Origin of the sequence: Haliscomenobacter sp. (genome assembly GCF_041740695.1) — a bacterium.
In the GTDB taxonomy this organism is placed as follows: Bacteria; Bacteroidota; Bacteroidia; order Chitinophagales; family Saprospiraceae; genus Haliscomenobacter.
Genome location: NZ_JBGSLK010000146.1, coordinates 38,415 through 50,178, shown reverse-complemented (window position 1 = coordinate 50,178; position 11,764 = coordinate 38,415). Strand labels below are relative to the sequence as shown.

Genomic DNA, 11,764 nt, shown 5'->3' with positions numbered 1-11,764 from the left:
CAAAGAACTTATAACTTCCCATTGGGAATCAGTGATGTTGGTTGGGTACATATTTGCAAATTTTCTCCAACCAAATTACCGCTGATTCCTTTTTTCTCATTCCTCACATCTGTAAAATCTTAAATTTTTACAGGCTCTTAGAATACTTGGCAATAATGAAATTGCCTGAAATTCCTTTCAAAAACTCCAGGTCAGAATCAATTTTTTCTTTATTCTCCTGGTAATTTTTGTTTAAATCTGACAGATGGGATGGTGAATAAGGAATTACAATTTCATTGTGGTATTTCTTCAACAAGTTTCCAATGGATATGAATGGTTCCCTTGAGGAGTCCTTAATTCCTTTGAGAGTGTTCCAGTCTAAATAAACTATTTTTCTTATATTTCCCATTTTTCATTATTGATGATAATTTTACTAAAAAAAATAAATTCAGATAAAAGTATGATTTTTAATTAATTACACCTATGTCACTGCTGCTAAACGCTTGCTAGTAATGGGTGCCTTATCAATTTTTATTATTAAGGAGTGTGTTCGGGTTGATAATTGGCAACACAAAATTTTGCAATGCAGTCCCTTGTAGTCTTGTCAACAGAATGCCCCTTGAAGTTGAATAGGTAACAGAAGATAAGGCATTGCTTAATGTCGGATGCAACTTTATCAAGTTGTTTTTATTCGATTCTGCTAATTCCGCCCAATTTTCTACATGGTAAATAAATACAAAGTGAAAGTTTCCACTGGATTCCCGGTGGTTCTGTCCTTTGCTTTCTGTTTTGATTTCAATAGTAAAGTCTGCTTTTACTAATTTTTCATCTTGACTGAATCCAAATTGTAAACCATTGTCCAGATGATAGCCTTCAATTTTGCTAGGGTCAAAATCTTCAGAGGTGTCCACTTGCCCCTTCACCATTTTGAAGTCTATGATGGAGATTTTTTCTGGGTCAAATAGGTTATGCTTATCCGACATTGCTCAATGAATTAGGTTCGTTGGCTTGTTGCCATTGAATTATTTTTGACTCTTTTGAGAGATCTAATTTTTTTAATACGACAAAAGAGTGAACACTTCTGCTGTATCCGCTAATAAAATGCTGTTGTACTTTTCTTTGAGGTACTTCCAACAATGGCTCACCGAGTTCAGCAGACAATTTTGCCAATGAACGAAGCGTAAAATTGTGCTCAGCACTCAACCACTTAGAAATTTCGGATGGATTTTTATTCAACATTTCAGCCAATTCTTTTTTTGAAATTTCTTTTTCACGCAATAGCTGGTTGATGCGAACCACCAGGTCAGCATACAAGTCGACAAAGATTTCTACATCTTTGGGCGTGCTTTTTAGCAATCTGTCTACGGTTTTGCTTCTCATTGTTTTAGAGTATTATTTCTTGCGTTCCGCCAAAATCTTGTAAATACCTTCCGTCATTTGAAATTTCAATCATTTCTGATTGAAGTGCTTCTTCAATTTTTTTGACGAATGTTTGTGCTTCATAAAACTTCATACTCAAATTGTCGCTTTCCTGTGCAGAACTGGCATTCTTAATCCCACCGTTGAAAAGAATGACAATTTGCTCCGTTATTCGATAGCAGAATAACCTTAATGGAAAATTTCTGCCTAATTCTTTTATTTCTTCTACCCATTGTTTAGGTTTTGGTGGCAATGCCTGTGCCTTATTTTCAGGTCTGTCGAAAAAATCATCGGTTGCCCCATATTTGTTGCCAATGCTTTGTGTAATCAATCGAAACAATTGGACTGCTTCGTCTTCCAACGAATGACTCGGGATTGCGTATTCGTCGAAAAACTTGTCTGTTTCTGATGCTGCATCGTCATTTTCCGTAACCCACCTAACGGTATAGAAGGTGCAAATGCTTCCTTCATCATACCATACTTCGAGCGTAAATGTATTCACTTATAACTGAATTTTGTGGGTTTATGTTTCACTTTTAAGTTAAAAATTTACAAAAAAGATGTTAATGAATTATTATTCAGCGTCTTACAGCGCTTTGAGTTGACTTACACTTGTATTTTTCTAATTTTTAAGCAAAAATCGATCTAGTACAAAATTACTTTTTGTGTCCTGTAATTACAACATTTAATGCTAATTAATTTTATTAATGACACAAAATATTCATCTGCATCCAAGCCAGCGGCAAAACCACCTTTTACCTCAACAACTTCTTTCGTACCCACATCCACATCTCCCTGGACCAGCTCAACACGCGCAATAAGGAAGCCCAATTTATCGACACCTGTTTGAGTACCCAGCAGGCTTTCGTGATAGACAATACGAACCCGACTCGCGCCGAGCGGAAAGGCTACATCGACAAGGCCAAAGCCCGGCAATTTCGGGTGATTGCTTATTTCGCAACAAACCGAAGCAGTGCAACGCCGGGCTTTGTACGTTGATTTGGACTTGCCGATGCGGGAAAATTACAGTCAATTTGTGGGGAGTTTTTTGGGTGTGGGCTAGCATTGAAGCCAATTGGGCTAAAGCCCCAAAACTAGTGCATTAACTCATGAGTTGAACTACACTAAAGCGCAGCTAATTTGCAGTAAGAAGAGGCGTTAAAAAACGCGCATAGCCTAAGCTCTGTAAGTTTTTTACAACGAAGTCTTACTGTAAAAGAGCAAGCTAGAGTGTGGTGAAACTTATGAGTTAATGCACTAGGGTTCACTGCTTATCCACCAGCTAAAGCAGGAGGCAATTCATGCCCCTCCGGCCCCCCCGCCGGTACAAACCGATTCTGAGTCAGCTGCCCCGACCAATCAAAATCAGGATTCTCCTCATGGGATTTCCGGTACTGCAAGGGTGCGCAGTGGCGGTACTTCATGAACAAGCGGTTGAAATTGGTCACATTGTTGAAGCCCGAGTGGAAACAAATTTCGGTGATCGTTTCTTCCGAGTCTAGGAGCAACTTGCAGGCAAAACGCACCCGAATGTCGATCAAAAACTGCTTGAAGCTGTGGTGCGCATGTTTCCGAAAAAAATGGCTGAAAGCCGAATCACTCATGTTCATGAGGCCAGCCAGGTCGGATACTTTCATCAGGTGGTTGGAAAAATTCTCCAGAATATAGGTGTAGGCCAGCTGGATGCGGCGACTGTCGGATTTTGAAGTTGGTGGCGCCAAGCCCACGCTGTTCAAGTATTCAAATTCAGTCGAACGGGAAAGTACGTCCAGCAGTTTAAAAAACTCCAGTACGCTGTCCATGCCCTTATCGGTGGTCAGTTCTTGCATGCGTAGGAAGGCATCCTCGTAGGTTTTTCCATAAAAACGCATGCCGCGTGCGCAGCGTTGCAGCAGTTTCCTGATTTTGTGGTAATGCTCTTTTTGCAACAATTGCGCAGTGAAGAGGTCGGAGCCAAACTGGATGGTGATCACCCGGTAATTTTTGCCTTTTGGCTGAGCCTCAATTGCTCCATCCCACTTGTGGTAGAGGTAGGGACCCATAAACACCAGATCGTTTTCCAGATAACTTTGGGTAGAGTCACCCACAGTCCGGGTGCCCGAGATGCCACTGACCAAATTGAGCTCCAATTCAGCATGGTTGTGCAGGGGGTAAGCAAATTTATTATTGACCGCATCCAACACCACAAATACATCTGACTCTTTTAGAGGAGTTATTTCGAGAAAAACTTCCATCGTAAAATTTTATTTTGGAATAGGGAGAAAAACTTTTTAAAGATTTCTTAAAGGTACCATTGATTTGCTGGAAAGTGCCATAATCCCAGGTATTCTCCTAGTATTTTTGCAAGAGTTGGCAAAGTGACGAAGGGATTTTCTGAGTCGACTTCGCAGCGCACTCGACGATATGAAGCAAATTTTACCCTTATTGGTCCTGCTATTCTGTGGACTCAACAGCATGTGTGGGCAAAGCACTGAATTATTCCAGCTCAAAGGAACCGTACTTGACGCCGCTACTCAGGAAGCCTTGATCGGTGTAAACATTCAAGTGAAGGGAACCCAAATGGGCGCAGTTACAGATTTCACAGGTGCCTTCAGCCTCGAACTGAACAAAGGCAGTGTGCTCGTCTTTAGTTTTTTGGGCTACACCTCCCTGGAACGTACCATCCAGGATGCCACTCCGCTAGTGATCCAATTGGAAACCGAAGCGCAACTCTTGCAAGACATGGTGGTGGTGGGCTACAAACGGGAGTTTCGCTCCGACGTAGCCTCGGCCATCAGTTCCGTAAAAGCCAAAGACATTGCCAAACTGCCCGTTCTGGGCCTCGATCAAGCCCTGCAAGGCCAAGTTGCCGGAGTACAAGTTACCCAGGCTACGGGTGCCCCGGGCGATGACATCTCGATCCGCATCCGCGGGGTCAATACCCTGGGCAACAACAATCCGCTGTTCATCATCGACGGCGTGCCTACTACGGGCAGCATCAACATGTTTTCCACCAACGACATCGAATCCATCGAAGTGCTCAAAGATGGCGCAGCAGCAGCCATTTACGGTGCCCGCGCCGCCAACGGGGTCGTTTTGATCACCACAAAAAAAGGCAAATCGGGCAAACCCTCGTTTTCTTTTGACCTATACCAGGGCTTGCAACAAGCTACCAATTTACCCGAACTGCTGAATTCTGCAGAATACCTGACCATCCGCAACGAAGCCATTCAAAACGCCAACGCCTTGCGGGATCCGCGCAGGCAACTCACGGGTTACGATCCCAAAATCCTCGATACCCTGCCCGACAACAATTGGTTGGATAAGGTCTTCAGTACCGCGCCGATGAGTCGCTATTACCTGAGTGCCACGGGCGGTGGCCCCAACGGGTCGTATTATTTGATGGGTGAATACCTGGATCAACAGGGCATTTATACCGGCCAAGGTTTTAAAAAATATTCGGTCAGGATGAACAGTGAAATTGGCAATTCCTGGCTAAAACTGGGCAATAACCTTTCCTTTTCCATTTCGGACCGCAAACTGATTGGCAGTTCTGGCGATGGGGGAGGCCCCGGCAATGAGTTGAGTGGCATTCGCTACGCCCTGATTGCTGCACCTGTCTTCCCCGTTTCGCGTGCGGATGGAACGTATTACAAAACCAGTTCAGAATTGAGTGATCCCACTTTATACGGCGATGGCAACGCCAATCCCCTGGCTTTCAATGAAGCCACCGATTGGAACATCAAACGTTACCGGGTTTTTGGCAATGTTTTCGCTGAACTACAGCCGTTCAAAAACCTGCATTTTCGCACCAACCTGGGCGGCGACTTTTTGTTTACCAACGAAAAACTGTTCAAAGAAAGACTCTCCCCAGCGATTTATTCCCCCACTTCGCTCAATGAATCGAGGGTTTTTGAACAAAACCTGGTCTGGAACAACTCCGTGGATTACAACCTCAAAAGTGGCAAACACAAAGCATCCATTTTGCTCGGCATGGAAGCCATCGTGAATCGCACCAATTACTTGGGCGCTTCGGCCAATAATTTTTCGCGTACCGATCCACTTTTTCGCAACATCAACAACTCCGTGCCACAGATTTTGACCAATCTTGGCGCTTCTGGCATCAGCACTGAATGGAGTTTGTACTCCTTTTTTGGCCAGGCCAATTACAGTTATGCAGGCCGTTATGTGTTGAATGCTTCGCTGCGGCGAGATGGCTCTTCACGTTTTGGTCAGGGCAACCGCTACGGGTATTTTCCTGCGCTGTCGGCTGCCTGGAATGTATCCAATGAGGCATTTTTAGCTTCCAGTAAAATCATTTCTGGTTTGAAAATCCGAGCCTCCTACGGTGAACTGGGCAATCAGGAAATTGGCCTGTACCCGTATAGCTCGCTCGTGCAAACCGGCCAACGGGTGTATTCTTTTGGCGGCGAAGTCGCAACGGGAGCACGGCTAGTGGAAACGGGCAACAGCAAAATCAAATGGGAAACTACCGCGCAATTCAACCTGGGCCTCGACCTGAGTTTGTGGAAAGACCGCCTCAACTTTACAGTCGATTTGTATAAAAAAATCACCAGCGACATCATCGTGCGGGTGCCGGTTCCCCAGGCGGGCGGCGGCTCCAACCCACCTTATGTCAATGCGGGTAAGGTGGAAAACAAAGGTGTCGACCTGAACCTGAACTACCGGGCGCGCTTCAAAGACGGTAGTTACAGCATTACGGGCAACCTTTCCCTAGTGCGCAACGAAGTGCTTTCCGTGGCAGACTCCGAACCCATTTTGGGTGGATTTGGCCTGTCCGATGGCCCCATCACCAAAACCGAGCCTGGCTACCCGATTGGTTCTTTTTTCCTGTACCAAATGCAAGGCATCTTCCAAACCCAGGAAGAAATCGCAGCCAGCCCATTTCAAACCCTGGATACCCGCCCTGGCGATGTCAAATTCGCCGACTTGAATCAGGATGGCACCATCGACGACAAAGACCGCAGCCACCTGGGCAGCCCTTTCCCCAATTTCATTTACGGACTCAACCTCAATGTGCAATACAAGAGTTTTGACCTATCGGTATTGGCCCAGGGCGTACAAGGCAACGACGTGTATTTCCTCTACGGGAATTTTGCCTATGAAACCCAATCCCGGGGATTCAACTCCTACCGCGAGATTTTAGACCGCTGGACACCCAGCAACACCGACACCAAGATCCCCAAAGTGAGCGTGGACGATCGCAATGGCAATCGCCGCATTTCTACCCGCTTTTTGGAAGACGGCTCGTACCTGCGGATCAAAAACATCACCTTGGGCTACGACCTAAAAAAGAGCCTGAACTGGCCGGGCATCGGGGCAGCTCGTTTGTACCTGAGCGCTCAGAATGCCCTGACCATCACCCGTTACAGTGGCCTTGACCCAGAGATTCAGGCCAATGCCAACGATACCCGTGGCTACAATGTATCCTCAGACCTTGCCGTGGGCATCGACTGGGGAACCGTGCCCGCCCCACGTACTTTCATCCTGGGTTTTCACCTGGATTTTTAACAGACTTTATGAACAGAACGTCCTTGATTCCTATTCCTAATCAGTATTGTATGAGATTTTGGAAACAATTGTTTGGCCTGTGTTTGTTTTTCGTTTGTTCTGCTTGTGCAGACATCCTGGACAAAGAACCCATCGGTATTTTGGATACGGGTTCTTTTTTTAAAACGGCCCAGGATGCCGAACAAGCGGTGAATGCTGCTTACAACGCCCTGTTGTTCAACAACGAAAACAACAATTTTTACTGGGGCTTGGGTGTCATCGCCTCCGACGAAGCCGTAGTAGGTGGCGACGGTTCACGGCCAGGTTTGACCGAATTTGATTTTTTGATCCACACCCCTCGCACCCAGGAGCTCAACGACTTGTGGAAACTCAATTACAATGGCATCACCCAATGCAATACGGTGCTGGACAAGGTGCCCGCCATCGAAATGGATGCTGCTTTAAAAAGCCGAATTTTAGCCGAGGCGCAGTTTTTACGGGGGTATTATTACTTCATCCTAACCCAGGTTTTTGGTGATGTTCCGCTGATCACGAGGCTACTTCCGCCCGCTGAAATCAAAATTCCCCGCACTCCTTTGCGCGAAGTGCAAGCCCAAATTCTACTAGATTGTGAAAGTGCAGCTGCGGTATTGCCGCAGAGTTATCCGGCCACTTCACTGGGGCGGGCGACCAAAGGTGCAGCGTTGGCTTTGGCGGCCAAAACCAAAATTTATCAAAAAGATTGGGTCGGTGCCTTGGACTACATTCAAAGAATCAAGGCGCTGGGGATCTACCAATTGGTGCCCGATTTCCGCGATAATTTCCGCAAAAACACCCAAAACAACAGCGAATCGGTGTGGGAAATCCAGCACAGCAACCTACAACTCGGGGTCGGCAACTCGCTTAACCAATGGTGGGCTTCCAAAAAATACGGGGGTGGTTACGGCTTTGCCGAAGTGACCAAAGAATTGGTGGACGCTTTTGAAGCGGGCGACCCCCGGCTCAAATTCACGGTAGCCCGCAACCGCGACGATTACTTCGGAGTCGTCTATTTTGCCTCTTTTTCCTCCACCCAATACAGCCCGCTCAAATACTTACAATCGGACAAAGAAGCGACCCAAAAGGCGGACGGAGACATCAACTATACCGCGATTCGCTACGCGGAAGTTTTGCTTTGGGAAGCCGAAGCCCAAGCCGAACTCAACAAAATACCCGAAGCAAAAATCCCGCTGGAAGCAGTCCGGGCGCGGGCCAGGGCGCAGGCGACTGCACCCGCCACGACCTTGCCTCCAATAATTGCCACCGACCAGGCTACGGTGTTGGAAGCCATCCGGCACGAGCGCCAGGTAGAACTGGCCTTCGAGATGCACCGCTTCTTTGACCTGGTGCGCTGGGGATTGGCGACCAAATACTTGTCCAACTTCAAGGTGGGCAAACACGAGTTGTTTCCCTTGCCCCAAACGGAGCTGGATTTGAATTCAAAATTGGTGCAGAATCCGGGTTACTAATCATTTGTGAAATTTTTACATCCGCCGTTACTGCGAGCGCCATAGGCGCACAATTTCTAAGGTGTATCTTAAGTGTCTTAGGTTTCTTAGGTGGTGAAAAAAAAAAACTGCGAAGCAGGGCAAAATTTCACCACCTAAGAAACCTAAGACACTTAAGATACACCCTAGCTATCCAGGCATGAAGCTCGGCAGGATAGGCGATTCCCAAAAAACAATCATTTGTATATGAACATTAGCATCATCAGGTTTCGTACATCACTTTTACTCTCCTTCTGGAGCATTGGCATTTTCGCCTTCGCCCAAGCAGGCCAAATCGCCATTCCCCGCATTGAACAAATGCCCAACCAACCCAGCCCCTTCAACATCCGCAATTGGGCGCAGGTGGCCCTGAAGTACGACTCCTTTGTGTACGATGCAACCAAAACCGGAGCCTACCTGCCACTGGTTTTTTTCAAAAACGCGGGCATCAACTATCCTGCATCGCCCGTTTTTGGCCTGACAACTTATGTAGGCTCTAATCCCCCTCCCGGCAATGAAGCCATCAATGTGTTGCCATCGCTAGTGGGTGCGAGTTTGGTAGGCATCGACAAACAAAAGCAATTTGGCCGCAACTGGCTGTTGCTGGCCCAGGACTTTTACAACAAAGCCAACGGCGAAAAACTCTACCTCAACAATGCCAGTTCCCGCAGCGGCCAGGATTGGTGGTACGACATGATGCCCAATCTGTATTTTTACCAATTGACCGACCTGTACCCACAAGGATTTGGGGAATCCAAGCTCCAGTTTACCACCATTGCTGATCGCTTACTGGAAGCCTCCAAAGCCATGGGCGGCGGCACGGCTCCCTGGACCAGCGCCTATATGAATTACCGCGCCTGGAATTTTGCACAAATGAAACCGCTGGTCGCCGGAGTCAAAGAGCCCGAAGCCGCCGGGGCTTTTGCCTGGATTTTGTACCATGCCTATAAAAAAACGGGCGACAAAAAATACCTCCAGGGTGCCGAATGGTGCCTGGAATTCCTCCAGGGTTGGCCCGACAACCCTTCCTACGAACTGCAATTGCCCTACGGAACCTACGTGGCGGCCAAAATGAATGCCGAACTCAATACTCAATACGATGTAGAAAAAATGCTGAATTGGTCCTTCAACCGAGGTGCCTTGCGTGGCTGGGGCACCATTGTGGGCAAGTGGGGTGGATTTGAGGTGTCGGGACTGGTGGGTGAAGCCAACGACGCGGGCAACGATTACGCTTTTCAACTCAATGGTGTGCAACAGGCGGCTGCCTTGGTACCGATGTTGCGCTACGACAAACGTTTTGCCCGGGCCATCGGCAAGTGGATGCTCAACCTGAGCAATGCCAATCGTTTGTTTTACCCCGGCTTTTTGACCGATGCGCAACAAGATGCCTCAGCTTGGTCCAATCAATACGACCCGGATCGGGTAATCGGTTATGAAGCCCTGCGGGAAAAATTGAATGGAAGGTCCCCGGTTTCGACGGGTGATGCGCTGGCCGGAAAATGGGCCGCCACCAATCTCTCGCTGTACAGTACCTCCTCAATTGGCTACTTGGGCGCCATTGTCAAAAAGACCAATGTGGAAAAAATCCTCTGCCTGGATTTGCTGAAGACCGACTTTTTTAAGGAGGCGGCTTACCCCAGCTATCTGTTGTTCAATCCTTATGCCACGGCTCAGGAGGTAGAACTGGATTTGGGTACTGCGCCAGTTGACCTTTACAATACGCTACAAGAGGCTTTTTTAAAAACGAATGTACAAGGCAAAATCAGCCTCTCTATTCCTTTCAATGAAGCGGTATTGCTGGTGCTGACGCCTGCGGGTGGCAAGGCCAGTTATCACGAAAATCAATTTTTGGTGGATGGGGTAGTGGTAGACTACCGCCAAAGCAAAATTAAACTGAACAAACGCCCCCGCATCCAGGGCATCGGCATCAAAGAAGACACGCTGATCATCAACGATAAAGTCAGCGTTTTTGGGCAGGCGCTTGACCCAGAAGGCAATGCGTTGGAATACATATGGTCAACAAGTCAGGGGGAAATTTCGGGGACGGGCAAAGAAGTATTGCTCAAAACCCCGGCGGTACCTGGCCAAATCAAAGTCCAACTGATCGTAAAAGACTCGGAAGGGCTGGCCGATACGGCTACTTTGTTGCTTACAGTAGTTGCGGCCATCAACCGAGCACCAGTCATCCAGGGTATTGAAAAATCAGCGGCTTATACTGCACCCAATGGCAATTTGACCCTGATTGCTCAGGCTACCGACCCCAATCTCGATCCCTTGACCTACAACTGGTCGGCCACAGGCGGAACCCTCCAAGGCACTGGTGCGCAAATCAACTGGCAGGCACCCAATGTTGAAGGCATCTATACCATCACGGTAGAGGTCAAAGACCCGGGTGGCTTAAAAACCAGCGCAAGCAGCAAAATCTGGGTGCGCAATTTTGCCCCATCCACTGGCGAACTCGTCGCTTTTTACCCCTTCCAGGGCGACGCCCGCGACATGGGGCCCAATCACCTGGATGGTACCGTAAACCGCGCCCGGATCAGTTCCGACCGCAATGGCATTTCCTCCGAAGCTTTTTCTTTTGATGGCAACATCCAGCACATCCTGGTACCCAATAACCCACTGCTCAATTTTGATCGTGCGATCACCCTAATCACCTGGTTCAAAGCCAATGCCATTCCTGATCGGGAAAGTTTTTTGTTGTCGCATGGCAGTTGGCAACAACGTTGGAAACTATCCCTAACCCCTACCCGTCAGCTCCGCTGGACAGTCAATAGCCTGAATGGCATCAAAGACCTGGACAGCGCAATCGAATTGCTGCCGGGTCAATACCACCAGGTCACCGCCACTTACGATGGCAGCTACCTGGCACTTTACCTGGATGGCGAACTGGAAGCAGCAGCCCCCTTTACTGGAAGAATCAGGACTACCACACTGCCCATGCTCTTTGGGCAAATGTGGCCGGACGACGCCCAATACAATTTTGCCGGAGTACTCGATGAAGTGCGCATCTACAACTATGCGCTTCCTCCGGATAAAGTGAAAGCGCAATACACGACTAATACGACTACACATACACAGCAGGCTCCAATTCGTGCAGAGCCCTTGCAGGTAAGCCCCAATCCTTTTTCTCATTCCATTCAGTTGACGGATATAGCTTGGAAAAAACAATCCGGAACCCTCCAACTCTATCAGCTCGATGGAAAAATGATCAAGGCCTGGACGCTGGAATCCGTAGGCGGTCGCCCACTGGATTTGTCCTACTTACCTGCCGGTGCTTATTGGTTAAAGCTGTTTTCGAATGGGCTCATCAAAGCCAAATTAGTAGTAAAACAACCGTAAAAACCAAA

The 11,764-nt window shown here is 47.7% G+C and carries 9 protein-coding genes; 3 read left to right on the top strand and 6 right to left on the bottom strand.

The genetic code is table 11. The features are described from left to right. Positions 1-127: 127 nt before the first annotated feature. From ACEW9O_RS30190 to ACEW9O_RS30165, 6 genes are all read right to left on the bottom strand, one after another. Positions 128-388, bottom strand: coding sequence for a hypothetical protein (locus ACEW9O_RS30190; protein WP_373553968.1), 261 nt, complete (start codon positions 386-388; stop codon positions 128-130). 115 nt (positions 389-503) lie between these two features. Continuing rightward, positions 504-962, bottom strand: a complete 459-nt coding sequence (locus ACEW9O_RS30185; protein ID WP_373553967.1) for a hypothetical protein — start codon at positions 960-962, stop codon at positions 504-506. After that, entirely contained in the window at positions 952-1,359 is a 408-nt protein-coding gene (locus tag ACEW9O_RS30180) for a multiprotein-bridging factor 1 family protein (protein ID WP_373553966.1), read from the bottom strand. Before ACEW9O_RS30180 ends, ACEW9O_RS30185 begins: the two co-directional genes overlap by 11 nt. Positions 1,360-1,363: 4 nt before the next feature. Then, positions 1,364-1,900: a hypothetical protein gene (locus ACEW9O_RS30175; RefSeq protein WP_373553965.1), complete on the bottom strand. Its 537-nt coding sequence runs from the start codon at positions 1,898-1,900 to the stop codon at positions 1,364-1,366. Between the two features lie 143 nt (positions 1,901-2,043). Further along, on the bottom strand, positions 2,044-2,334 hold the full coding sequence (locus ACEW9O_RS30170; protein ID WP_373553964.1) for a hypothetical protein: 291 nt from the start codon (positions 2,332-2,334) through the stop codon (positions 2,044-2,046). 335 nt (positions 2,335-2,669) lie between these two features. Beyond that, positions 2,670-3,632 (bottom strand): AraC family transcriptional regulator, encoded by a 963-nt coding sequence (locus ACEW9O_RS30165; protein WP_373553963.1) that lies wholly within the window; start codon positions 3,630-3,632, stop codon positions 2,670-2,672. Between the two features lie 169 nt (positions 3,633-3,801). Between ACEW9O_RS30165 and ACEW9O_RS30160 the strand changes: the two genes are divergently transcribed. The 3 genes from ACEW9O_RS30160 to ACEW9O_RS30150 all read left to right on the top strand — a co-directional run bounded on the left by ACEW9O_RS30160 (position 3,802) and on the right by ACEW9O_RS30150 (position 11,756). Further along, positions 3,802-6,909 carry a SusC/RagA family TonB-linked outer membrane protein gene (locus ACEW9O_RS30160; protein ID WP_373553962.1) on the top strand — a complete coding sequence of 1,036 codons (3,108 nt, stop codon included), beginning with the start codon at positions 3,802-3,804 and terminating at the stop codon, positions 6,907-6,909. Positions 6,910-6,959: 50 nt separating this feature from the next. After that, a complete protein-coding gene (locus ACEW9O_RS30155) occupies positions 6,960-8,396 on the top strand; it encodes a RagB/SusD family nutrient uptake outer membrane protein (protein ID WP_373553961.1) in 1,437 nt (478 codons plus the stop codon). A 225-nt stretch (positions 8,397-8,621) separates the two neighbouring features. Beyond that, positions 8,622-11,756 carry a LamG-like jellyroll fold domain-containing protein gene (locus tag ACEW9O_RS30150; RefSeq protein ID WP_373553960.1) on the top strand — a complete coding sequence of 1,045 codons (3,135 nt, stop codon included), beginning with the start codon at positions 8,622-8,624 and terminating at the stop codon, positions 11,754-11,756. The last annotated feature ends 8 nt before the right edge of the window (positions 11,757-11,764 follow it).

Bases quoted from the DNA above. Each gene is read 5' to 3' on its own strand.
- ACEW9O_RS30190 (WP_373553968.1), bottom strand. From the start codon at position 388: ATGGGAAATATAAGAAAAATAGTTTATTTAGACTGGAACACTCTCAAA.
- ACEW9O_RS30185 (WP_373553967.1), bottom strand. From the start codon at position 962: ATGTCGGATAAGCATAACCTATTTGACCCAGAAAAAATCTCCATCATA.
- ACEW9O_RS30180 (WP_373553966.1), bottom strand. From the start codon at position 1,359: ATGAGAAGCAAAACCGTAGACAGATTGCTAAAAAGCACGCCCAAAGAT.
- ACEW9O_RS30165 (WP_373553963.1), bottom strand. From the start codon at position 3,632: ATGGAAGTTTTTCTCGAAATAACTCCTCTAAAAGAGTCAGATGTATTT.
- ACEW9O_RS30160 (WP_373553962.1), top strand. From the start codon at position 3,802: ATGAAGCAAATTTTACCCTTATTGGTCCTGCTATTCTGTGGACTCAAC.
- ACEW9O_RS30155 (WP_373553961.1), top strand. From the start codon at position 6,960: ATGAGATTTTGGAAACAATTGTTTGGCCTGTGTTTGTTTTTCGTTTGT.
- ACEW9O_RS30150 (WP_373553960.1), top strand. From the start codon at position 8,622: ATGAACATTAGCATCATCAGGTTTCGTACATCACTTTTACTCTCCTTC.